The following is a 21,540-nucleotide window of genomic DNA, read 5'->3' on the forward strand; positions in this document are numbered from 1 at the left end:
TGGAACACGCATAGTGAACTTATCTTGAATGTTTCTGTCGGTGACAGGTTGTAACGAAGGGAGAAGGGCATGGCGAGCGTACAGCTGCGTAATGTAACGAAAGCCTGGGGCGACGTTGTGGTGTCAAAAGACATCAATCTGGACATCCACGAAGGTGAGTTTGTGGTGTTCGTTGGTCCATCAGGCTGTGGTAAATCTACTCTGCTGCGTATGATTGCCGGTCTTGAAACCATCACCAGTGGCGATTTATTTATTGGTGATACCCGAATGAACGACATCCCGCCAGCTGAACGCGGCGTGGGCATGGTGTTCCAGTCTTATGCGCTTTATCCGCATCTTTCCGTTGCCGAGAACATGTCCTTTGGCCTGAAGCTGGCCGGCGCGAAAAAAGAGACCATTAACCAGCGCGTCACCCAGGTGGCGGAAGTGCTCCAGCTGGCACATCTGCTGGAGCGTAAACCGAAGGCGCTCTCCGGTGGTCAGCGTCAGCGTGTGGCGATCGGCCGTACGCTGGTGGCCGAGCCGCGCGTGTTCCTGCTCGATGAACCTCTCTCTAACCTGGATGCCGCCCTGCGCGTCCAGATGCGTATCGAAATCTCCCGTCTGCACAAGCGCCTGGGGCGCACGATGATTTACGTCACCCACGATCAGGTCGAAGCGATGACGCTGGCCGACAAAATCGTGGTACTGGACGCCGGTCGCGTGGCGCAGGTGGGCAAACCGCTGGAGCTGTATCACTACCCGGCAGACCGCTTTGTTGCGGGCTTCATTGGCTCGCCAAAGATGAACTTCCTGCCCGTAAAAGTGACCGCGACGGCAATCGAACAGGTACAGGTGGAGCTGCCAAACCGTCAGCAAGTCTGGCTGCCGGTCAACAGCGCCAACGTACAGGTGGGGGCCAATATGTCCCTCGGTATCCGCCCTGAGCATTTACTGCCGAGCCACATCGCTGATGTGACGCTGGAAGGTGAAGTTCAGGTCGTCGAACAGCTTGGTCACGAAACACAGATTCATATCCAGATCCCCGCCATCCGTCAGAACCTGGTCTACCGCCAGAATGACGTGGTGTTGGTAGAAGAGGGTGCCACATTCGCTATCGGTTTGCCGCCAGAGCGTTGCCATCTGTTCCGTGAGGATGGCACTGCATGTCGTCGGTTGCACAAAGAGCCAGGCGTTTAAGCATTCCAATTACAAAGAAAAGCAATGATCTCAGGAGATAGAATAATGATTACTCTGCGCAAACTTCCTTTGGCAGTTGCCGTCGCAGCGGGCGTAATGTCTGCTCAGGCACTGGCAGTGGATTTCCATGGTTATGCTCGTTCTGGTATCGGCTGGACGGGTAGTGGCGGTGAACAACAATGTTTCCAGGCAACAGGCGCACAAAGTAAATACCGTCTTGGTAACGAATGTGAAACCTACGCCGAACTGAAACTGGGCCAGGAAGTGTGGAAAGAAGGCGACAAGAGCTTCTATTTCGACACCAACGTAGCGTACTCCGTGGCACAGCAGAATGACTGGGAAGGTACCGATCCGGCGTTCCGTGAAGCTAACGTGCAGGGTAAAAACCTGATTGAATGGCTGCCTGGCTCTACCATCTGGGCCGGTAAGCGCTTCTATCAGCGTCATGACGTACACATGATCGACTTCTACTACTGGGATATCTCTGGTCCTGGTGCCGGTATTGAAAACATCGATCTGGGCTTCGGTAAACTGTCTCTGGCAGCGACGCGTTCCCAGGAAGCTGGCGGTTCTTATGCCTTCAGCAGCCAGAACATCTATGACCGTACCAAAGATACCGCGAACGACGTATTTGACGTGCGTTTAGCGGGCCTGGAAACTAACCCGGACGGCGTGCTGGAACTGGGTGTGGATTATGGCCGCGCGAACACGACCGACGGCTATGATCTTGCCGACGGCGCGTCGAAAGATGGCTGGATGTTCACCGCTGAACATACCCAGAGCATGCTGAAAGGCTATAACAAGTTTGTGCTGCAGTATGCGATGGACTCAATGACCACGCAGGGTAAAGGTCTGAGCCAGGGTTCCTATGGTTCTTCCAGCTTTACCATCACGAATCCTGATGGCACGACGACCAACTACGCCAACGATGTGATTAATAACAACGGCAGCCTCTGGCGCATTCTGGACCACGGTGCAATCACCCTGGCCGACAAGTGGGACCTGATGTATGTCGGTATGTACCAGAAACTCGACATGGATGATAACCAGGGGAGTGACTGGTGGACCGTGGGTGTACGTCCGATGTACAAATGGACGCCAATCATGAGCACCCTGCTGGAAGTGGGCTACGACAACGTCAAATCCCAGGAAACCGGCGATCGCAACAGCCAGTACAAAATCACCCTGGCGCAACAGTGGCAGGCTGGCGACAGCATCTGGTCTCGTCCGGCCATCCGTGTCTTCGCAACCTACGCGAAGTGGGATGAGAAATGGGGCTACGCGAAGAACGGTAACGGCGATGCCACCCGTTACGCGATCTCTGACTCCACCGGTAACGGTCGATTCTCTACCAGCCGCGGCGATGACGATGAGTTCTCCTTCGGCGCCCAGATGGAAATCTGGTGGTAATCGCATCCTGATCTGACGATGTAATCTGGGGGGCGAAAGCCCCTCAATTCCTGAGGTACTGCGCGCTATTGCCTGGCCACCGCAGTGCTTACGCTTTCTGAGGTGATAACAATGAAAATGAAGAAAAATCTCGTCGCGCTGTGCCTGTCAGCGGGTCTGCTGGCCTGTGTGCCTGGCGTCACGCTCGCTGACGTCAATTATGTCCCGCAGAATACCAGCGCAGCGCCTGCCATTCCGACAGCCGCTCTACAGCAATTAACCTGGACGCCGGTGGATCAGTCCAAAACGCAGAACACACAGCTTGCGACGGGTGGCCAACAGCTCAATGTGGCTGGCATTACCGGGCCGGTAGCCGCCTATAGCGTACCGGCTAATATCGGTGAGCTAACGTTGACTTTATCCAGTGAAGTTAACAAACAGACCAGCGTTTTTGCGCCGAACGTTCTGATCCTCGATCAGAACATGACGCCTTCCGCCTATTTCCCTAGCAGCTATTTTACCTATCAAGAGCCGGGTGTAATGAGCGCGGACCGCCTGGAAGGGGTAATGCGTCTGACCCCGGCGCTCGGGCAGCAAAAGCTCTACGTACTGGTCTTCACCACTGAAAAAGATTTGCAGCAAACCACCACTCTGCTCGATCCGGCAAAAGCCTATGCCAAAGGGGTTGGTAACGCCATTCCCGATATTCCCGATCCGATTGCGCGCCATACCACCGACGGCCTGCTTAAGCTGAAGGTGAAAACCAACAGCAGCTCCAGCGTACTCGTAGGCCCACTGTTTGGCTCATCTGGCCCGGGTCCGGTAACGGTGGGTAATACTGCCGCGCCTGTGTATGCCGCGCCAGCCGCAGCACCAGCCGCAGCCCCGGCCCCGGCGAAAAAAGCCGAGCCGGTGCTTAACGATACTGAAACTTACTTTAACAACGCCATCAAGCAGGCAGTTAAAAACGGCGATGTCGATAAAGCGCTGAAACTGCTTGATGAAGCCGAGCGTTTAGGTTCAACCACTGCCCGTTCCACCTTTATCAGCAGTGTAAAAGGCAAGGGGTAACCGTCTCCCCACAGTGCTGATTTTGTTAGTCGTTTGGTGCGCCTTCGCGGGCGCACTTTTTTTGGCTAAGTTGCACCTTTGTTGCGATAGTGATCGTTAAATTCTGTTTGTCCGTCCTCATTTTGCCAATCTGCGATACAATGCTTTTACGTTATGTATCGGAGAGTCTGGCATGTCACACCCCGCGCTAACGCAGCTGCGTGCGCTACGCTATTTCGACCACATCCCTGCGCTTGACCCGGAACAGCTGGACTGGCTGCTGCTGGAAGATTCCATGACAAAACGTTTTGAGCAACAGGGTAAAACGGTCACGGTGACGATGATTCAGGAAGGGTTTGTCTCGCCTGCGGAGATTGCCAGCGAGCTGCCGCTGCTGCCGCAGGAAGAACGCTACTGGCTGCGTGAAATTTTACTCTGTGCGGATGGCGAGCCGTGGCTTGCCGGGCGAACGGTGGTTCCTGAGTCTACACTTTCCGGGCCGGAGCTGGCACTGCAACGCCTCGGCAAAACGCCGCTGGGGCGCTATCTGTTCACCTCGTCTGAACTGACCCGTGATTTTATTGAAATTGGTTGCGATGCCGATTTGTGGGGGCGCCGTTCCCGCCTTCGTTTGAGTGGCAAGCCGTTAATACTGACGGAACTCTTTTTGCCTGCATCGCCGTTGTACTAAGAGGGAGAAAAAATGGAGTGGAGTCTGACGCAGAATAAGCTGCTGGCCTATCACCGCCTGATGCGTACTGATAAACCCATTGGCGCGCTGCTGCTGCTGTGGCCGACCTTATGGGCGCTGTGGGTTGCCACGCCGGGCGTACCGCCGCTGTGGATCCTGGCGGTGTTTGTGGCGGGTGTCTGGCTGATGCGCGCTGCGGGCTGTGTGGTCAACGACTATGCTGACCGGAAATTTGATGGACATGTTAAGCGCACCGCGAATCGTCCTTTGCCGAGCGGTCAGGTGACCGGGAAAGAGGCGCGCATCCTGTTTGTGGTGCTGGTGCTTCTCTCTTTCATGCTGGTGTTAACCCTTAACACCATGACCATTCTGCTGTCCGTCGCTGCTCTGGCGCTGGCCTGGGTCTACCCATTTATGAAGCGATACACCCATCTGCCGCAGGTGGTATTGGGTGCGGCATTTGGCTGGTCGATTCCCATGGCGTTTGCCGCGGTCAGCGAGTCCGTTCCGCTCAGCTGCTGGCTGATGTTCCTGGCGAATATTCTCTGGGCCGTTGCGTACGATACCCAATACGCGATGGTCGATCGCGATGACGATCTCAAGATTGGCATCAAATCGACGGCGATCCTGTTTGGCCGTCACGACAAACTGATCATCGGCATATTGCAGGTGGCGGTGCTGGCGTTGATGGTGGCGATTGGTCGCCTGAACGGGCTGAACTGGGAGTTTTACTGGTCCGTGCTGGTGGCGGGTCTGCTGTTTGCGTATCAGCAGAAGCTGATCGTGAAGCGCGAGCGTGAAGCCTGCTTTAAAGCGTTTCTGAATAATAACTACGTCGGGCTGGTGCTGTTTATGGGACTGGCGATGAGTTACTGGTCATAAAAAAACCGGGTGGCGGCTTCGCCTTACCCGGCCTACGATTTAGCAGAACATGTAGGCCGGGTAAGCGTTAGCGCCACCCGGCTTTAACATCACTCGCCCTGCGTCGAACTCTCAATCGTTAAACGCACATCCGCGGTAATCAGCTCTGCCAGCATCTGGTAAACCTTCATCGTCTCTTCCGGCTCAGCATCGCCCGTATCGCTAATGTAACCTTCGTCGCGCAGCGTCAGCACCAGGGAGCTGAATACCGCTTTGTCGAAGAATTCCGGGGCGTTAATGCCATGCAGAACGGACAGGCGCTGGGCCAGCGTCCGACTCTCTTTTTCCAGCGTACCGCGGTTGATTGACGGGTTAGCACTCAATAACCAGAAGGTAATGGCGTAGCGCTGCAACGTCTCACGCGCACCGGAAGCCAGGAGCTGCAAGGTTCGGGAACGTGACGGATTGATATGCAGTTCGTCATCACTGATGGTAATCAGCCCCTGACGACGCATCTCTGCGGACATTTTATCGAGCTCTGCCGCCAGCTCATCGTTACTCCAGCGCAGGAACAGCTCCGCTTTCAGCATCGGATAGATGGCCTGAATATGGCGCAGCAGCTCCTGACGCGAAATACGGCGGTGCTGGGTAATAATGGCAGCCATCAGTGACGGCAGCATCAGCATGTGAGTGATGTTATTACGGTAGTAGGTCATCAGCACGGCCTGCTCGCGCGGCAGAATGATGATGTCACCAATCGTATCTTTCTCGACTTCGAACTTGTTCATCTGCAACGCGTGATCGATCAATTCGCTGGCGGTGGCAGACGGCACGGTCGAATCCACGGAATACGGCACGTTGCGCATGATATCCAGATAGCAATCAATCTGCTCGGTCAGCTGTTCACGGGTCAGTGAACGCTGGCGAGAGGCCAGAAGCGCGGTACAACACAGGTTCATGGCGTTTGCCGCACCAGCATTGTTGATGCGTACCATCAGCTCGGATGCAATGCCGTTGACCGTTGGCGTCAGCCAGGCCGGACGTACCGCTTCGATAGGATCAATAGACTCGCGCCACTCCGGAACATGATGGTTCAGATACGTCATCAGCGGCAGGGGCTCGCCAAAGTTCACGTAGCCCTGGCCGAGATTGCGCAATTTACTCAGACCACGCAGCATCTGCGGCAGACTCTCTTTCTCTTTGGTCGCACCGCGCAGCTCTTTCGCGTAGGTGCCCACTTCCATCACGTGTTCATAACCGATGTAAATAGGCACCAGCGTAATAGGACGCGTACCGCCACGCAGCATGGCCTGAATAGTCATCGACAGCGTGCCGGTCTTCGGATCGAGCAGACGACCGGTACGGGAGCGACCGCCTTCAACAAAGTACTCCACGGAATAGCCGCGGCTGAACAGCTCGCCCAGATACTCCCTGAAAACGGTGGAGTAGAGCTTGTTACCCTTGAAGGTACGACGAATGAAGAACGCACCCAGACGGCGGAAAATCGGACCAGCTGGCCAGAAGTTCAGGTTGATACCGGCAGCAATATGCGGCGGCACCAGGCCCTGGTGATAGAGCACGTAAGAGAGCAGCAGGTAGTCCATGTGGCTGCGGTGGCAGGGCACATAGACAATCTCGTGGCCGTCATGCGCTAACTGACGCACGCGCTCGGCGTTGTGGACGTTAATCCCCTGATAGAGGCGGTTCCACGTGAAACCGAGGATACGGTCAGAGAGACGAATCATCTCGTAGGAGAAGTTCGCGGCGATCTCTTCCATCAGCGCGATTGCGTTCTGCTGCGCTTTCTCGTGCGAAATCTTCTTGCTGCGCGCTTCGTCTTCTACGGCACGGGCAATCGCTTTGGAAGCCAGCAGCTTGTTAAACAGATCCTGATGCGCCGGGAGACGTGGCCCAACGGCCGCCAGACGCTGACGTGCAAAGTGCATACGCGCAACGCGCGCCAGCTTTTGCGCAATGATTTTGTCAGTACCGTGTTCATCCGCCATGCGGCGCAGTGAAACGGAAGGCGAGAAGCGAACAAAGCTGTCGCGTCCCAGCCATGAGACGGCGAAGAATTTCTGAATGCCGTTGAGCATACGCAGCGGCGGGTTCTCTTCCCCTTTTTCACGCCCCGGACGACGGCCAAACATCACCGACACCGGCACCATCTGCACGTCCAGATCGGGGTTGCTGCGGTGCAGATCGAGGTAATCATGGAACAGCTTAATGGACTCTTCTTTCGGCGTGTAATAGGTGAACACGCGCGGTCCGCCATGGATGAACACGTAGCGCGGCAGCAGCGTACCGTCGACTTCCAGCGGTTCAAGCGGGTCAGGTAAATCGTGCGCCAGACATTGAGCGCGAAGCGTTAGCAGGTCTGCCTTCGAGTTATAAGGCAAAACGTACATAATAGGGCGCGACGTATCGAGCCCTAATTCCAGCGCAGGTTCTGCTGGGATAGACTTACTTTTTACCAGTACGCTTAATGGTAAATTAAGTAATTTGTAGTAAATTCGTGGCCAGCCGGACATAAACGATGTAAAGCCTCTGGTTAATAATGCAATTGCGGCGCAAGGATAACAGAAAGCGCGCAAAATTTCTGTTGTTACCCGTCATACTTCAGGTCGCAGCAAAACGCGCTGCGGCTTTAATTACTGACGCTATTTATCATAAAAGGTTCTTTTAATGGCCAATAATACCACTGGGTTAACTCGAATCATTAAAGCTGCCGGTTATTCATGGAAAGGTTTCCGCGCCGCATGGGTTAATGAAGCCGCTTTCCGCCAGGAAGCGGTTGCCGCAATCGTTGCCGTTGTCATCGCCTGCTTCCTTGATGTTGATGCTATCACCCGCGTACTGCTCATCGGATCTGTCCTTCTGGTGATGATAGTGGAAATTCTGAATAGCGCTATTGAGGCCGTTGTTGACCGAATCGGGTCGGAATTCCATGAACTGTCTGGCCGGGCGAAAGACATGGGTTCCGCTGCCGTACTGCTGTCGATTATCACGGCGGCGATCACCTGGGTCACGCTACTTTGGTCGCATTTCCGATGAGCCTCGAGGAATAATTAAGTCCCTGGTTTTTTGTGCAGTTTTTGGTTCCAAAATCGCCTTTGACTGTATATACTCACAGCATAACTGTATATACACCCAGGGGGCGGTATGAAAGCGTTAACGACCAGGCAGCAAGAGGTGTTTGATCTCATTCGGGATCATATCGGCCAGACGGGTATGCCACCCACGCGTGCAGAAATTGCGCAGCGTCTGGGCTTCCGTTCTCCTAATGCTGCCGAAGAGCACCTTAAGGCGCTTGCGCGTAAGGGCGTGATTGAGATTGTTTCCGGCGCCTCACGCGGCATCCGTCTGCTGGTGGAAGAAGAGAGCGGTATTCCGCTGGTGGGTCGCGTAGCCGCAGGCGAACCTCTGCTGGCGCAGCAGCACATCGAAGGGCACTATCAGGTTGACCCAGGCATGTTCAAGCCGAGCGCCGATTTCCTGCTGCGCGTTAGCGGAATGTCCATGAAAGATATCGGTATTCTGGATGGCGATCTGCTGGCGGTACACAAAACGCAGGACGTGCGTAACGGGCAAGTCGTGGTGGCGCGCATTGATGATGAAGTGACGGTTAAGCGCCTGAAAAAACAAGGCAATACCGTGCAGCTTCTGCCTGAAAACAATGAATTCTCCCCGATTGTGGTGGATCTCCGCGAGCAGAGCTTCTCTATTGAAGGGCTGGCGGTCGGCGTTATCCGCAACGGTGAATGGCTGTAATCTCTTCCTGACAGGCTGTAGTTCCTCTACAGCCTGGCCTGTTTTCTGATTCCGGTAATTTCCATGGCATTGCTAACTTCTGCCGATAAGGCGTTGTGGCGTCTTGCGCTACCGATGATTTTTTCCAATATTACCGTTCCTCTGCTGGGGCTGGTGGATACGGCGGTAATCGGGCATCTGGATTCGCCGATTTACCTGGGCGGCGTCGCGATCGGCGCAACGGCTACCAGCTTCCTCTTTATGCTGCTACTTTTTCTGCGCATGAGTACGACAGGCCTTACGGCCCAGGCGTATGGTGCAAAAGATCCCCTGCGTCTGGCGCGTGCGCTGGTTCAGCCGCTCATTCTGGCGTTCGGTGCTGGCGCGTTAATCGTTCTGTTGCGTACGCCGCTGATTGATCTTGCGCTCCATATTGTAGGCGGCAGCGATGCCGTACTGGAACAAGCCCGGCGGTTCCTCGAAATTCGCTGGCTCAGCGCGCCCGCTTCACTGGCAAACCTGGTCCTTCTGGGCTGGCTGCTGGGCGTGCAGTACGCCCGCGCGCCAGTGATCCTGCTGGTGGTGGGCAACCTGCTTAACATTGTGCTCGATCTCTGGCTGGTGATGGGACTGCACATGAACGTCCGGGGCGCGGCGCTGGCTACGGCAATTGCCGAGTACGGGACGCTGCTGATCGGTTTGGGGATGGTCTGGCGCGTGCTGGCGATGCGCGGTATCACCCTGGATCTGCTGAAATCGGCCTGGCGCGGCAATATGCGTAAGCTGCTGGCGCTTAATCGCGACATCATGCTCCGTTCGCTCCTGCTGCAACTCTGCTTCGGCGCATTAACCGTTTTTGGTGCGCGTCTTGGGCCTGAGATCGTCGCCGTCAACGCAGTGCTCATGACGTTACTGACCTTTACCGCTTACGCGCTGGATGGTTTTGCTTACGCCGTCGAGGCGCATTCCGGGCAGGCTTATGGCGCGCGTGAAAGCGGCCAATTACGCGAAGTCTGGCGTGCTGCCTGTCGTCAGGCGGGTCTGGTGGCGCTGGTCTTTGCTCTGGTTTACGCCTGTTTTGGTGGGCATATTGTCGCGCTTCTCACCTCGTTGCCCGCGCTACGTGAGCTGGCCGATCGCTACATCCTCTGGCAGGTAGTATTACCGGTGGTGGGCGTGTGGTGCTATTTGCTGGACGGCATGTTTATTGGTGCGACGCGAGGGGCGGAGATGCGCAACAGTATGGCCGTCGCTGCGGCGGGGTTCGGCCTGACGCTGCTGACCTTGCCGTATCTCGGCAATCATGGTCTGTGGCTCGCGCTGGCGGTGTTTCTCTCACTGCGTGGCCTTTCGCTGGCCGTTATCTGGCGTCGTCACTGGCGAAACAAGACCTGGTTTCCAGCCCCGCACGATATATCGTAACGGTTAAAGATTCCGAATATAAAAATAAATGCCGAATCCTTAACTACAATAATAATCACGTCCAGCAGAAAAGAACGAAGCGGACGACACTCATAGACGCTTAACACGAGGACACGATTATGAATAAAGACGAAATCGGCGGCAACTGGAAGCAATTCAAAGGTAAAGCGAAAGAACAGTGGGGTAAGCTGACAGATGACGATATGACCGTCATTGAAGGTAAGCGCGATCAGCTGGTAGGTAAAATCCAGGAGCGCTACGGTTATGAAAAAGATCAGGCGGAAAACGAAGTCAAAGACTGGGAAACCCGTAACGACTACCGCTGGTAACCGGCACTATCCCCAAAGGCGGCTCTGAGCCGCCTTTTTCTTTGGCCTTAACGCGGCTTTTTCTTCACCAGGATAGAGTGATCGTGCTGACAGGCATCCTGATGACGGCATGACTCCACCTCCACGCAGGCAGAACATAAGCCGTGGGCTTCGATCACGTTATGACGCAGCGCAAAGCCCATTCTGGCTGCCAGCGTATGCATAATATCTTCCACACCTTCCGCACACTCTTCCTTCACCACGCCACAGCGATCGCAGATAAACATGGCGGACGTGTGAGTAGGCTGGTCAAAAAGATGGCACAGCACATAGCTGTTTGTTGATTCCACTTTATGCACAAACCCTTGCTCCAGCAGAAAATCCAGCGCCCGATAGACGGTCGGCGGTTTTGCCTGCGGCTCGCTTTCACGCAGCAGGTCGAGCAGATCGTAAGCGCTGATGGCACCCTGTTGCAGGCTCATCAGACGCAGTACCTCAAGGCGCTGCGGGGTCAGGCGCACATTGCGTTGCGCACAGAGCTTTTCAGCTTGCGCTAACAGCTCTTTTGTGGACTTGTCCATCGGGCACCTCGGATGTGGTAAGGGGTGAAAACCCTCACTTTATCATGTTCTGCTAAAAACACCGAGATCCGCCGGGCTGTGCTATACCTGACGCATCGCAAATCGGGAGATCGCATGATGAAAAGACCTGACTGTATTCGGCACTGGCGGGACGTGGAAGGCGCCGATGACGCAACGTATCCGGACAGCAATGAACGGTTTTCTATTGGCGCGCCGCTGGCCCGCAAGCTGGGTCTCGGCCGCATTGGTATTCACCATGAACGGCTGCCGCCCGGACGCCGTACTTCTTATCCGCATGCGGAAAGCGACGAAGAGGAGTTTGTTTACGTTCTGGAGGGTTACCCTGAGGCCTGGATCAATGGTTATCTGTGGAAGCTTGAACCCGGAGACAGCGTGGGATTTCCTGCCGGCACGGGGGTGTGCCATACCTTTATCAACAACACCGATGAAGAGGTGCGCTTACTGGTGGTGGGTGAGGCTAATAAAAAACATAACCGCATCTACTATCCCCTCAATCCGGTGTATGCCGTGACGCGCGAAGACCACTGGGTAGACCATCCGCCTCAGTTTTTTGGCCCGCACGATGGAAAACCTGGGCGAAAATAATTTCCTCTTCTATAAATATTGATGGTCGTCACACATTAGAACAGGCCGGGATGGAATTTAACTTAGGGAAATAGCGGGTCTTTTTGTACTTATTCACAGCAATAGTTCGTTCCTGTTTGGGTGATAACAGACAGGGTTAACTAATAACAAACTATTTACGAGCACACTGTGAAAAAACATTTTAAATTTTCGATGGTTAGCATTGCTGTCTCCTTTTTTATGGCAAATCAGGCGGGAGCAGCCAATACCTGGACGGAAGCGCGTAGCGACGCAATGGGCGGAACGGGTGTCGCGGCAGGGAGCTATGGCAGCGGGGCGTTAATCAACCCCGCGTTACTGGCAAAATCTAAGCCCGAGGATGATGTGACGGTCATTTTGCCGTCCGTTGGCGTGCAGGTGACCGATGAAGACAATCTTCAGGACGAGATTGATACCATTAACGATAAAATCAATCATTACAAGGACGTGGTTGATAGTCTGACCCCCATTGATATCATCACGGATCCATTAGGTTCGATCAATCAGTTCCAGGGCGCAGCGAAAGATCTCGCTGATGAGCTGGACTACCTGAAAGGCAAAACCGCACACGCCACCGCAGGGGCGGGGATTGCCGTCAGTATCCCTAACGATGTCCTTTCCGTGGCCTTTATGGCCAAAGGCTATGCACATGGCCGCGTCAGCTCTTCAATCGATCAGCAGGACATTGATTATCTGCGCGGCATACAACGAAGCGATGCGGTGGCTGCCGGTGTGGCGCTGGATGCCGCGCTAAACGGTTCCGATCAGATCACCAAAAACCTTAACTCTACGGCGTCTGGCCGGGCGGCGATTGTGTCCGACTACGGTATTGCGGTAGCCCGTCAGTTCGATCTTGGCGGCGTTCCGGTTTCCGTTGGCGTCACGCCGAAGCTGCAAAAAACCTGGCTCTATAACTACACTACCTCAATCTACGATTACGACAGTAATAAGTGGAACGACAGCCGCTACCGTACCGACGACACTGGCTTCAACGTCGATGCCGGTATTGCTGCTGATTTCGGTGAAAACTGGACGGTCGGCGTGAGCGGGCAAAACCTGATGTCGCGCGATATCGATACCAAAGATATCCGCATTCGCAACGGGCGCACAGGAGAGGTGGTGAGTTATAAAGACACCTATCAGATCCGTCCGCTGGTCACTGCCGGGGCCGCCTGGCACAACGATCTGGTAACGCTGACCGCAGATGGCGATCTGACCGAAACCAAGGGCTTTAAAAGCGAAGACACCTCCCAGTACGTTGGCGTCGGTGCCGAAGTCACGCCGCTGAGCTGGCTGGCAGTACGCGCCGGTTATCGTGCGGATATGAAAGGGAACGACAGCAACGTCTTTACCGGCGGTGTCGGTTTTGCGCCGTTCAACTCCGTCCATGTTGACCTGATGGGGCTTTATGGCGAAGACGAGACCTGGGGCGCAGGGGCACAGTTGAGCATGACGTTCTAAATAAAAAGGGCACCATTAATGGTGCCCTTAGCTTATCCGTGTGCCGCTTTGGTCAGCGTATCGCTGATCCATTGATTTACGCTTTTACCTGAAACTTCGGCTGCGATATTAATTGCGGAATGTATCTCGGGCGCGATGCGCAGGCTGATTTTCCCGCTTGCCGGACGCAGAGGTTCTCGACCTTGTTCTGTGCAGTAGGCAAGATAATCATCGACCGCTTCTTCAAACGCTTTACGGAGGTCTGCGACGTTATCTGCATGAAAACCGATAACATCTCTTATGCCAGCAACATGCCCAACGAAGCATAGATCTTCGTCGCTGTAATCAATTTTTGCGGCATAGCCTTTATAAGTCATGGTGTTAATCATGGAGAAACCCCTGTTGCGATGAGAAAAGCCATTGCGTCGTGAACCTGATAAACCTTCGCTTCTTTATCCGGATGAGGACGATGAAACGAGGCCACAACCCCATTGATTTCAAATCTTACCCTTGAGCCGTTACCTTCTGAGGCCTTCGCGCCTAATGCGATAAAAAGCGCTTCAATCTTGCGCCATTCCAGAGAACATGGAGAAAATCAACTGCAATGTTTTTTGGTGGCGGGCGTTCAATATTTTCATTTTTAATCGATTCCATTTTGATTTTTTCTCTCCGCCAAGTAGAAATAAATGCTATCACTTTTTGATATCATATCAAGCCGGATCGTATCCTTTTTGAGCCTGTGCTATAGTAGCGCCCCTTTTCCACCAGATGCTTAAAAGTTCGCCATGTCGTCAGAATTCCAGACCGCTTTCCCTGCACACCGTTTTTCCATTGCGCCAATGCTCGACTGGACGGACAGACATTGCCGCTATTTCCTGCGTCAGCTCTCCCGCCATACGCTGCTATACACCGAAATGGTCACTACCGGCGCTATTATTCACGGCAAAGGCGACTATCTGGCGTACAGCGAAGAGGAGCATCCGGTTGCGCTGCAACTCGGTGGCAGCGATCCGGCTGCGCTGGCGCAGTGCGCGAAGCTGGCCGAAGAACGCGGCTATGACGAGATTAACCTCAACGTCGGTTGTCCGTCCGACCGTGTGCAAAACGGCATGTTCGGCGCGTGTCTGATGGGAAATGCGCACCTGGTGGCGGACTGCATCAAAGCGATGCGCGACGTCGTCTCTATCCCGGTCACGGTCAAAACCCGTATCGGCATAGACGACCAGGACAGCTATGAGTTTCTGTGTGATTTCATCAACACGGTATCAGGGAAGGGTGAATGCGAGATGTTTATCATCCACGCCCGTAAAGCCTGGCTCTCAGGCCTCAGCCCGAAAGAAAACCGCGAGATCCCGCCGCTGGACTACCCGCGCGTGTACCAGCTGAAACGCGACTTCCCACACCTGACCATGTCGATCAATGGCGGTATTAAGTCGCTGGACGAGGCCAAAGCGCACCTCGAACATATGGATGGCGTGATGGTCGGACGCGAGGCGTATCAGAATCCGGGCATTCTGGCGACGGTTGACCGGGAAATCTTTGGCGTTGAGGGTGCTGACACCGATCCCGTGGCCGTAGTGCGCGCCATGTATCCGTACATTGAGCGCGAGCTGAGTCATGGTACGTATCTGGGCCACATTACCCGCCATATGCTTGGCCTGTTCCAGGGCATTCCTGGCGCGCGCCAGTGGCGTCGTTATCTCAGCGAGAACGCGCATAAAGCCGGTGCGGATATTGAGGTACTGGAACACGCGCTGCGTCTGGTTGCGGATAAACGTTAAATTTCGCTAAAAGATGGTCAAATACGCCACGCCCTGCAATACATTGCGGGGCGTTTTGCTTTCAGAACAACAACTTATTTTTGGCATGATTCTTGTAATGATCGCAGCATCATTCGGGAACTCGTGGGAGAGCACCATGCTGGAACTACTTTTTGTGATTGGCTTCTTTATCATGCTGATGGTCACGGGCGTGTCGCTGCTCGGTATTCTGGCCGCGCTCGTTGTGGCCACGGTGGTGATGTTTGTCGGCGGTTTATTTGCCCTGACGATTAAACTCTTGCCGTGGTTACTTCTGGCGATTGCGGTGGTATGGGCCATACGGGCGATTAAATCACCAAAACTGCCGACTTATCAGCGTAATAACCGCTTCCGTTACTAAGGTATTGAGGGGTACGTCACATACCTGCAACTTTTCCGGCAGCAATCTTTAGAACAGAATAGGATTTACTTATCGAATCTGTCACTATGGCTGCCGCTAAAGAATTCATCGAGCTGTACCCTACATACAGCCGAACTAAAAAAAGAAAGGGCTTCCCATGGGAAGCCCAATTTCTTTTTATGGCTCAGGGAATTAACAGACTTGAGCCCTGGGTTGCCCGGCTCTCCAGCACCTCATGCGCACGTTGCGCATCGTTCAGCGGATATTTCTGCGCTTCTGCCACATCCACTTTGATCACCCCGCTGGCGATCAGCGAGAACAGCTCGTTGCTGGCTTCCTCAAGTTCTTCCCGATTAGTGATGTAACCTTGCAGGGAAGGGCGGGTGACATACAGCGACCCTTTCTGATTCAGAATGCCCAGGTTCACGCCGGTGACAGCCCCGGAGGCGTTACCGAAGCTCACCATCAGCCCGCGACGTTGCAGGCAGTCCAGCGAAGATTCCCAGGTGTCTTTCCCCACCGAGTCATACACCACGCGTACCTTTTTGCCACCAGTGATCTCTTTCAGCCGCTCAACGATGCTCTCTTCCCGGTAGTTGATCACCTGCCATGCGCCCGCGTCCAGCGCGCGCTGCGCTTTTTGCGCGCTGCCTGTGGTGCCGATCAGCTTCGCCCCCAGGGCTTTCGCCCACTGGCAGGCAATCAGCCCTACGCCACCTGCGGCTGCGTGAAACAGGAATTGCTCGTCAGGCTTAATTTCGTAGGTTTTGCGCAGCAGATAATAGACCGTCAGCCCTTTCAGGAATGAGGCGGCAGCCTGCTCGAAGCCGATCGCATTTGGCAGAAGCGCCGCTTTCTCGGCCGGAACGTTATGGATGGAGCTGTAAGCGCCCAGCGCCGACTGCGCGTACACCACGCGATCGCCTTCCTTAATGTGCTTAACCGCGCTGCCCACTTTGCTGACGATACCGGCCGCCTCGGTGCCCAGTCCGCTCGGCATCGACGGAGGCGGATAGAGGCCGCCGCGAATATAGGTATCGATGTAGTTAATGCCGATCGCTTTGTTTTCCACCTGGATTTCGTTCTCGCCAGGCGCAGCGGGGGTAAATTCCACCGCTTTGAGTACGTCAGGGCCACCATGCTTGTGAAATTCAATACGTGTTGCCATGCTTCCTCCAGAATGTGGTAATCTTTCGACCCACTCTTTATCTCGGTAACTCCATTCACTATGGCAGGAAACAAACCCTTCAACAAACAGACTGAACCTCGTGAGCGTGATTATCAGGTCGCCGGGTTAAAAGTCCCGCCGCACTCGATTGAAGCGGAACAGTCGGTGTTGGGCGGTTTAATGCTGGATAACGAACGCTGGGACGACGTCGCCGAGCGCGTTGTCGCGGAAGACTTCTATACCCGCCCCCACCGCCACATCTTTACGGAAATGGCGCGGTTGCAGGAGTCGGGCAGCCCGATTGACCTGATTACACTCGCAGAATCGCTGGAGCGTCTGGGACAGCTCGACAGTGTCGGCGGGTTTGCCTATCTGGCAGAACTGTCTAAAAACACGCCAAGTGCCGCGAATATCAGCGCTTACGCTGATATCGTCCGTGAACGTGCCGTTGTCCGCGAGATGATCTCGGTGGCGAATGAGATCGCCGAGGCCGGTTTCGATCCCCAGGGGCGCACCAGCGAAGATCTACTTGATCTTGCCGAGTCCCGCGTCTTTAAAATCGCCGAAAGCCGTGCGAACAAAGACGAAGGCCCGAAAAACATCGCCGATGTGCTCGACGCCACCGTTGCGCGTATTGAGCAGCTTTTCCAGCAGCCGCACGATGGCGTGACGGGGGTGAACACCGGTTATGACGATCTCAACAAGAAAACGGCAGGTCTTCAGCCATCGGATTTGATTATCGTCGCGGCGCGTCCGTCGATGGGTAAAACGACATTTGCGATGAACCTCGTCGAAAACGCGGCGATGTTGCAGGATAAACCGGTTCTTATCTTCAGTCTTGAGATGCCCTCAGAACAGATCATGATGCGTTCTCTGGCATCCCTGTCGCGTGTGGATCAGACCCGCATCCGTACCGGTCAGCTCGACGATGAGGACTGGGCGCGGATCTCCGGCACCATGGGGATTTTGCTGGAAAAACGGAACATCTATATTGATGACTCCTCCGGCCTGACGCCGACGGAAGTGCGCTCCCGCGCGCGCCGTATCGCCCGTGAACACGGTGGTATCGGTCTCATTATGATCGACTACCTTCAGCTGATGCGCGTTCCGTCGCTTTCCGACAACCGTACGCTGGAGATTGCCGAAATTTCCCGCTCGCTCAAAGCGTTAGCCAAAGAGCTGCACGTGCCGGTGGTGGCGCTGTCGCAGCTAAACCGTTCTCTGGAACAACGTGCAGACAAGCGCCCGGTCAACTCCGACCTGCGTGAATCCGGCTCCATCGAGCAGGATGCCGACTTAATCATGTTCATCTACCGTGATGAGGTTTATCACGAGAACAGCGATCTGAAAGGGATCGCCGAAATTATTATTGGTAAGCAACGTAACGGCCCCATCGGTACGGTACGTCTGACCTTTAACGGTCAGTGGTCGCGTTTCGACAACTATGCCGGTCCTCAATATGATGATGAGTAATTTCTAAGGAATTCAAATGCAAGCGGCAACTGTTGTGATTAACCGCCGCGCTCTGCGACACAACCTGCAACGTCTGCGAGAACTGGCGCCCGCCAGTAAGCTCGTTGCAGTCGTGAAAGCGAACGCTTACGGACACGGTCTTCTTGAGACCGCGCGAACGCTCCCCGATGCCGACGCTTTTGGCGTCGCCCGTCTCGAAGAAGCTCTCCGCCTGCGCGCAGGTGGAATTACGCAACCGATTCTGCTCCTCGAAGGCTTTTTTGAAGCCTCGGACCTGCCGACCATTGCCGATCAGCACCTGCACACGGCGGTGCATAACGAAGAACAGCTGGCCGCGCTGGAAACGGCCGAACTGAGCGAGCCGGTCACCGTGTGGATGAAGCTCGACACGGGCATGCACCGCCTGGGCGTGCGCCCGGAGAATGCCGAAGCGTTTTATCAGCGGCTGTGCCAGTGCCAGAACGTGCGTCAGCCGGTGAATATCGTCAGCCACTTTGCCCGCGCCGATGAGCCTGAATGCGGCGCAACGGAACAGCAGCTTGATATCTTCACCACCTTCTGCGAAGGCAAACCGGGGATGCGCTCCATTGCGGCGTCCGGCGGCCTTCTGCTGTGGCCGCAGTCGCACTTCGACTGGGCGCGTCCGGGGATTATCCTGTATGGCGTTTCCCCGCTTGAGAACAAACCCTGGGGACCGGACTTCGGCTTTAAGCCGGTGATGTCGCTGGTTTCAAAGCTGATTGCCGTGCGTGAGCACAAAGCAGGCGAGCCGGTAGGTTACGGCGGCACCTGGACGAGTGAGTGCGACACGCGGCTTGGCGTGGTAGCGATGGGCTACGGCGACGGCTATCCACGCGCCGCGCCAACGGGTACGCCGGTACTGGTCAATGGTCGCGAAGTGAAGATTGTCGGCCGTGTGGCGATGGACATGATTTGTGTCGATCTGGGACCCGACGCGCAGGATAAAGCGGGGGACGATGCGGTGATGTGGGGCGAAGGCCTGCCGGTAGAGCGTATTGCTGAAATAACAAAAGTGAGTGCTTACGAACTTATTACGCGCCTTACCTCAAGGGTCGCGATGAAATACGTCGACTAAGCAGAAGCGGGATGCGGTGCATCCCGCTTCTGTTAACATCCCCTCGATCTTCTTCCGCTTCCGGTTTATTGTTGAATTCCCTGCCTCATAATAATCCGGAGAACATCGCGTGTTTCAGAAAGTAGACGCCTACGCCGGCGACCCTATCCTCTCCTTGATGGAGCGTTTCAAAGAAGATCCTCGCAGCGACAAAGTGAACCTCAGCATTGGTCTTTACTACAACGAAGACGGCATCATTCCTCAGTTGAAAGCCGTTGCCGAAGCTGAAGCGCGTCTTAACGCAACCCCGCACGGTGCTTCGCTTTATCTGCCGATGGAAGGATTAAACACCTACCGCAACACTATCGCGCCGCTGCTGTTTGGTGCGGACCACGCGGTGCTCGCGCAAAAGCGCGTGGCGACTATCCAGACGCTGGGTGGCTCGGGTGCGCTGAAGGTAGGCGCAGATTTCCTGAAAAAGTACTTCCCGGATTCCGGCGTGTGGGTCAGCGACCCGACGTGGGAAAACCACGTGGCCATCTTTGAAGGCGCGGGCTTTAAGGTTGCGACCTATCCATGGTTCGACAGCGAAACCAACGGCGTACGCGTTGATGCGCTGCTGGAAAAACTGAACACCCTGCCGGAGCGCAGTATCGTATTGCTGCATCCGTGCTGCCATAACCCGACCGGTGCGGACCTCACCAATGCCCAGTGGGATGCGGTGATCGAGGTACTGAAGGCGCGTAACCTGATCCCGTTCCTCGACATCGCCTATCAGGGCTTTGGGGCGGGCATGGAGGAGGACGCCTACGCCATTCGCGCGATTGCCAGCGCGGGTCTGCCTGCGCTGGTCAGCAACTCTTTCTCAAAAATCTTCTCCCTCTACGGCGAGCGCGTCGGCGGTCTGTCCGTGGTGTGTGAAGACGCCGAAGCCGCGGGACGCGTACTCGGTCAGCTGAAAGCGACGGTCCGCCGTATTTACTCCAGCCCGCCGAACTTTGGTGCGCAGGTGGTCGCGACCGTACTGGGCGATGATCAGCTGAAAGCCACCTGGCTTGCGGAAGTGGAAGGCATGCGTAAGCGCATCCTGTCGATGCGTCAGGAGCTGGTTAACGTTCTGAAAGAAGCCGTGCCTGGACATAACTTTGATTATCTTCTCAAGCAGCGCGGGATGTTCAGCTATACCGGACTGAGCGCGGCGCAGGTCGATCGCCTGCGGGAAGAGTTCGGCGTCTACCTGATCGCCAGCGGCCGTATGTGCGTGGCGGGGCTGAATGCTGGCAACGTCCAGCGCGTGGCGCAGGCGTTTGCATCCGTAATGTAAGTATTCACTTACTTGCATGCTATATGTAGGCCGGGTAAGGCGCAGCCGCCACCCGGCTTTTTTTGTTCGCGCCGGTGCCAGTCATTGCCCGGCGGCGCTTCGCTTACCGGGTCTACACGTTTCTTCTGCGCTTTGTGATCGTCTTCTTTTTATTCAGCTTCATAAGTAAAAACTCCTTTTCTTCCCCTCCCGCTGGGGTTATGGTCGGATAGTTTTTGACCATTCGCTCAAAATAAAAAGATAACAAACTGAATATTCAGGGGAAAACATGCGCAAGATCACACTGGCGCTCAGCGCCGCCTGCTTATTGTTCTCGCTTAATAGTACCGTTGTTGCGCGGGCTTCTGCACCCACGCCGCTTTATACCGGCACCACCGCCGCCATTCTTGCCGAACAGGCCCCCATTCACTGGGTTTCAGTGGCACAAATCGAAAACAGCCTGACGGGTCGCCCGCCGATGGCCGTGGGCTTCGATATTGACGATACCGTTCTCTTCTCCAGCCCCGGTTTCTGGCGCGGCAAAAAAACGTACTCCCCGGACAGCGAAGCCTATCTGAAAAACCCGGAATTCTGGGAAAAGATGAACAACGGCTGGGATGAGTTCAGTATCCCGAAAGAGGTTGCCCGCGCGCTGATCGCCATGCACGTAAAGCGCGGCGACAGCATTTACTTCGTGACCGGACGTAGCCAGACCAAAACCGAAACCGTCTCGAAAACGCTACAGGATGATTTTCTGATCCCGGCTGCCAGCATGAATCCGGTCATTTTTGCCGGGGACCAGGAAGGGCAAAACACCAAAACCCAGTGGCTGGAAAAGAAAAATATCAAGGTGTTCTACGGTGATTCAGATAACGACATCACCGCGGCGCACGACGTGGGAGCAAGAGGCATCCGGGTGTTACGTGCCTCGAACTCCACCTACCGACCGCTGCCAATGGCCGGTAAATTTGGTGAAGAGGTGATCGTTAACTCCGAATACTGATGCATTAACGCGGGGTGAATGCTTTTTTAAGCAAATCTCGCCGCGCGGGTTTTACCTTTCGCT

At 55.1% G+C, this 21,540-nt stretch carries 22 protein-coding genes; 17 read left to right on the forward strand and 5 right to left on the reverse strand.

What is annotated here, in order from left to right; genetic code table 11:
- The first annotated feature begins 69 nt into the window (after positions 1-69).
- From malK to ubiA, 5 genes are all read left to right on the forward strand, one after another.
- Positions 70-1,179, forward strand: a complete 1,110-nt coding sequence (malK, locus tag CKK19_RS06615) for a maltose/maltodextrin ABC transporter ATP-binding protein MalK (protein ID WP_063854125.1) — start codon at positions 70-72, stop codon at positions 1,177-1,179.
- 42 nt (positions 1,180-1,221) lie between these two features.
- On the forward strand, positions 1,222-2,589 hold the full coding sequence (locus CKK19_RS06620) for a maltoporin (RefSeq protein WP_032621777.1): 1,368 nt from the start codon (positions 1,222-1,224) through the stop codon (positions 2,587-2,589).
- Positions 2,590-2,700: 111 nt separating this feature from the next.
- Entirely contained in the window at positions 2,701-3,639 is a 939-nt protein-coding gene (gene malM / locus CKK19_RS06625; RefSeq protein WP_058677315.1) for a maltose operon protein MalM, read from the forward strand.
- Positions 3,640-3,811: 172 nt separating this feature from the next.
- Positions 3,812-4,309, forward strand: a complete 498-nt coding sequence (ubiC, locus tag CKK19_RS06630) for a chorismate lyase (protein WP_022646736.1) — start codon at positions 3,812-3,814, stop codon at positions 4,307-4,309.
- Between the two features lie 12 nt (positions 4,310-4,321).
- The gene (ubiA, locus tag CKK19_RS06635) at positions 4,322-5,191 is read left to right on the forward strand and encodes a 4-hydroxybenzoate octaprenyltransferase (protein ID WP_022646737.1); all 870 of its coding nucleotides are present in this window, start codon (positions 4,322-4,324) and stop codon (positions 5,189-5,191) included.
- 89 nt (positions 5,192-5,280) lie between these two features.
- On the opposite strand, the gene plsB is transcribed toward ubiA, so the two are convergent.
- The gene (gene plsB / locus CKK19_RS06640; protein ID WP_063854126.1) at positions 5,281-7,701 is read right to left on the reverse strand and encodes a glycerol-3-phosphate 1-O-acyltransferase PlsB; all 2,421 of its coding nucleotides are present in this window, start codon (positions 7,699-7,701) and stop codon (positions 5,281-5,283) included.
- 154 nt (positions 7,702-7,855) lie between these two features.
- Here plsB and CKK19_RS06645 point away from each other — a divergent pair, with 154 nt between their 5' ends.
- The 4 genes from CKK19_RS06645 (at position 7,856) to CKK19_RS06660 (ending at position 10,671) form a co-directional block, all read left to right on the forward strand.
- Positions 7,856-8,224 (forward strand): diacylglycerol kinase, encoded by a 369-nt coding sequence (locus CKK19_RS06645; RefSeq protein ID WP_006810487.1) that lies wholly within the window; start codon positions 7,856-7,858, stop codon positions 8,222-8,224.
- Between the two features lie 108 nt (positions 8,225-8,332).
- Positions 8,333-8,941 (forward strand): transcriptional repressor LexA, encoded by a 609-nt coding sequence (gene lexA / locus CKK19_RS06650; protein ID WP_003860318.1) that lies wholly within the window; start codon positions 8,333-8,335, stop codon positions 8,939-8,941.
- 63 nt (positions 8,942-9,004) lie between these two features.
- Complete coding sequence (gene dinF, locus CKK19_RS06655) at positions 9,005-10,342, forward strand: MATE family efflux transporter DinF (RefSeq protein ID WP_046618218.1); 1,338 nt, start codon at positions 9,005-9,007, stop codon at positions 10,340-10,342.
- A 119-nt stretch (positions 10,343-10,461) separates the two neighbouring features.
- A complete protein-coding gene (locus CKK19_RS06660; RefSeq protein ID WP_003860314.1) occupies positions 10,462-10,671 on the forward strand; it encodes a CsbD family protein in 210 nt (69 codons plus the stop codon).
- A 47-nt stretch (positions 10,672-10,718) separates the two neighbouring features.
- Here the strand turns inward: CKK19_RS06660 and zur are convergent, their stop codons facing one another.
- Positions 10,719-11,231 (reverse strand): zinc uptake transcriptional repressor Zur, encoded by a 513-nt coding sequence (gene zur, locus CKK19_RS06665; RefSeq protein WP_006810484.1) that lies wholly within the window; start codon positions 11,229-11,231, stop codon positions 10,719-10,721.
- Positions 11,232-11,348: 117 nt separating this feature from the next.
- On the opposite strand from zur, the gene CKK19_RS06670 reads away from it, so the two are divergent.
- The gene (locus CKK19_RS06670) at positions 11,349-11,837 is read left to right on the forward strand and encodes a cupin domain-containing protein (RefSeq protein ID WP_022646741.1); all 489 of its coding nucleotides are present in this window, start codon (positions 11,349-11,351) and stop codon (positions 11,835-11,837) included.
- 192 nt (positions 11,838-12,029) lie between these two features.
- Positions 12,030-13,316: a conjugal transfer protein TraF gene (gene traF, locus CKK19_RS06675; RefSeq protein WP_152811457.1), complete on the forward strand. Its 1,287-nt coding sequence runs from the start codon at positions 12,030-12,032 to the stop codon at positions 13,314-13,316.
- 32 nt (positions 13,317-13,348) lie between these two features.
- On the opposite strand, the gene CKK19_RS06680 is transcribed toward traF, so the two are convergent.
- Both CKK19_RS06680 and CKK19_RS06685 read right to left on the reverse strand, forming a co-directional pair.
- Positions 13,349-13,684, reverse strand: a complete 336-nt coding sequence (locus tag CKK19_RS06680) for a type II toxin-antitoxin system HicB family antitoxin (protein WP_202816193.1) — start codon at positions 13,682-13,684, stop codon at positions 13,349-13,351.
- Entirely contained in the window at positions 13,681-13,875 is a 195-nt protein-coding gene (locus CKK19_RS06685; RefSeq protein WP_225455082.1) for a type II toxin-antitoxin system HicA family toxin, read from the reverse strand. Before CKK19_RS06685 ends, CKK19_RS06680 begins: the two co-directional genes overlap by 4 nt.
- A gap of 205 nt (positions 13,876-14,080) precedes the next feature.
- Here CKK19_RS06685 and dusA point away from each other — a divergent pair, with 205 nt between their 5' ends.
- On the forward strand, positions 14,081-15,076 hold the full coding sequence (dusA, locus tag CKK19_RS06690; protein WP_003860304.1) for a tRNA dihydrouridine(20/20a) synthase DusA: 996 nt from the start codon (positions 14,081-14,083) through the stop codon (positions 15,074-15,076).
- Between the two features lie 136 nt (positions 15,077-15,212).
- Positions 15,213-15,455, forward strand: a complete 243-nt coding sequence (gene pspG, locus CKK19_RS06695; RefSeq protein ID WP_017382623.1) for an envelope stress response protein PspG — start codon at positions 15,213-15,215, stop codon at positions 15,453-15,455.
- Between the two features lie 184 nt (positions 15,456-15,639).
- Here pspG and CKK19_RS06700 read toward each other — a convergent pair whose 3' ends face one another.
- Positions 15,640-16,623: a quinone oxidoreductase gene (locus CKK19_RS06700; RefSeq protein WP_063854127.1), complete on the reverse strand. Its 984-nt coding sequence runs from the start codon at positions 16,621-16,623 to the stop codon at positions 15,640-15,642.
- 60 nt (positions 16,624-16,683) lie between these two features.
- Between CKK19_RS06700 and dnaB the strand changes: the two genes are divergently transcribed.
- From dnaB to aphA, 4 genes are all read left to right on the forward strand, one after another.
- On the forward strand, positions 16,684-18,096 hold the full coding sequence (gene dnaB, locus CKK19_RS06705; RefSeq protein ID WP_003860298.1) for a replicative DNA helicase: 1,413 nt from the start codon (positions 16,684-16,686) through the stop codon (positions 18,094-18,096).
- A 16-nt stretch (positions 18,097-18,112) separates the two neighbouring features.
- Positions 18,113-19,192 carry an alanine racemase gene (gene alr, locus CKK19_RS06710; protein WP_063854128.1) on the forward strand — a complete coding sequence of 360 codons (1,080 nt, stop codon included), beginning with the start codon at positions 18,113-18,115 and terminating at the stop codon, positions 19,190-19,192.
- A gap of 109 nt (positions 19,193-19,301) precedes the next feature.
- Entirely contained in the window at positions 19,302-20,495 is a 1,194-nt protein-coding gene (gene tyrB / locus CKK19_RS06715) for an aromatic amino acid transaminase (protein WP_023305262.1), read from the forward strand.
- A 268-nt stretch (positions 20,496-20,763) separates the two neighbouring features.
- Entirely contained in the window at positions 20,764-21,477 is a 714-nt protein-coding gene (gene aphA / locus CKK19_RS06720; RefSeq protein WP_003860292.1) for an acid phosphatase AphA, read from the forward strand.
- Positions 21,478-21,540: the final 63 nt, after the last annotated feature.

The organism is Enterobacter sp. CCUG 70166 (assembly GCF_020224095.1).
Lineage (GTDB): Bacteria > Pseudomonadota > Gammaproteobacteria > Enterobacterales > Enterobacteriaceae > Enterobacter > Enterobacter intestinihominis.

Coding starts and splice junctions, on each gene's coding strand:
- ubiA (WP_022646737.1), top strand. CDS start 4,322: ATGGAGTGGAGTCTGACGCAGAATAAGCTGCTGGCCTATCACCGCCTG.
- traF (WP_152811457.1), top strand. CDS start 12,030: ATGGTTAGCATTGCTGTCTCCTTTTTTATGGCAAATCAGGCGGGAGCA.
- CKK19_RS06700 (WP_063854127.1), bottom strand. CDS start 16,623: ATGGCAACACGTATTGAATTTCACAAGCATGGTGGCCCTGACGTACTC.
- CKK19_RS06645 (WP_006810487.1), top strand. CDS start 7,856: ATGGCCAATAATACCACTGGGTTAACTCGAATCATTAAAGCTGCCGGT.
- plsB (WP_063854126.1), bottom strand. CDS start 7,701: ATGTCCGGCTGGCCACGAATTTACTACAAATTACTTAATTTACCATTA.
- dusA (WP_003860304.1), top strand. CDS start 14,081: ATGTCGTCAGAATTCCAGACCGCTTTCCCTGCACACCGTTTTTCCATT.
- aphA (WP_003860292.1), top strand. CDS start 20,764: ATGCGCAAGATCACACTGGCGCTCAGCGCCGCCTGCTTATTGTTCTCG.
- pspG (WP_017382623.1), top strand. CDS start 15,213: ATGCTGGAACTACTTTTTGTGATTGGCTTCTTTATCATGCTGATGGTC.
- lexA (WP_003860318.1), top strand. CDS start 8,333: ATGAAAGCGTTAACGACCAGGCAGCAAGAGGTGTTTGATCTCATTCGG.
- malM (WP_058677315.1), top strand. CDS start 2,701: ATGAAAATGAAGAAAAATCTCGTCGCGCTGTGCCTGTCAGCGGGTCTG.
- zur (WP_006810484.1), bottom strand. CDS start 11,231: ATGGACAAGTCCACAAAAGAGCTGTTAGCGCAAGCTGAAAAGCTCTGT.
- ubiC (WP_022646736.1), top strand. CDS start 3,812: ATGTCACACCCCGCGCTAACGCAGCTGCGTGCGCTACGCTATTTCGAC.
- dinF (WP_046618218.1), top strand. CDS start 9,005: ATGGCATTGCTAACTTCTGCCGATAAGGCGTTGTGGCGTCTTGCGCTA.
- CKK19_RS06680 (WP_202816193.1), bottom strand. CDS start 13,684: ATGATTAACACCATGACTTATAAAGGCTATGCCGCAAAAATTGATTAC.
- CKK19_RS06670 (WP_022646741.1), top strand. CDS start 11,349: ATGAAAAGACCTGACTGTATTCGGCACTGGCGGGACGTGGAAGGCGCC.
- alr (WP_063854128.1), top strand. CDS start 18,113: ATGCAAGCGGCAACTGTTGTGATTAACCGCCGCGCTCTGCGACACAAC.
- malK (WP_063854125.1), top strand. CDS start 70: ATGGCGAGCGTACAGCTGCGTAATGTAACGAAAGCCTGGGGCGACGTT.
- CKK19_RS06660 (WP_003860314.1), top strand. CDS start 10,462: ATGAATAAAGACGAAATCGGCGGCAACTGGAAGCAATTCAAAGGTAAA.
- dnaB (WP_003860298.1), top strand. CDS start 16,684: ATGGCAGGAAACAAACCCTTCAACAAACAGACTGAACCTCGTGAGCGT.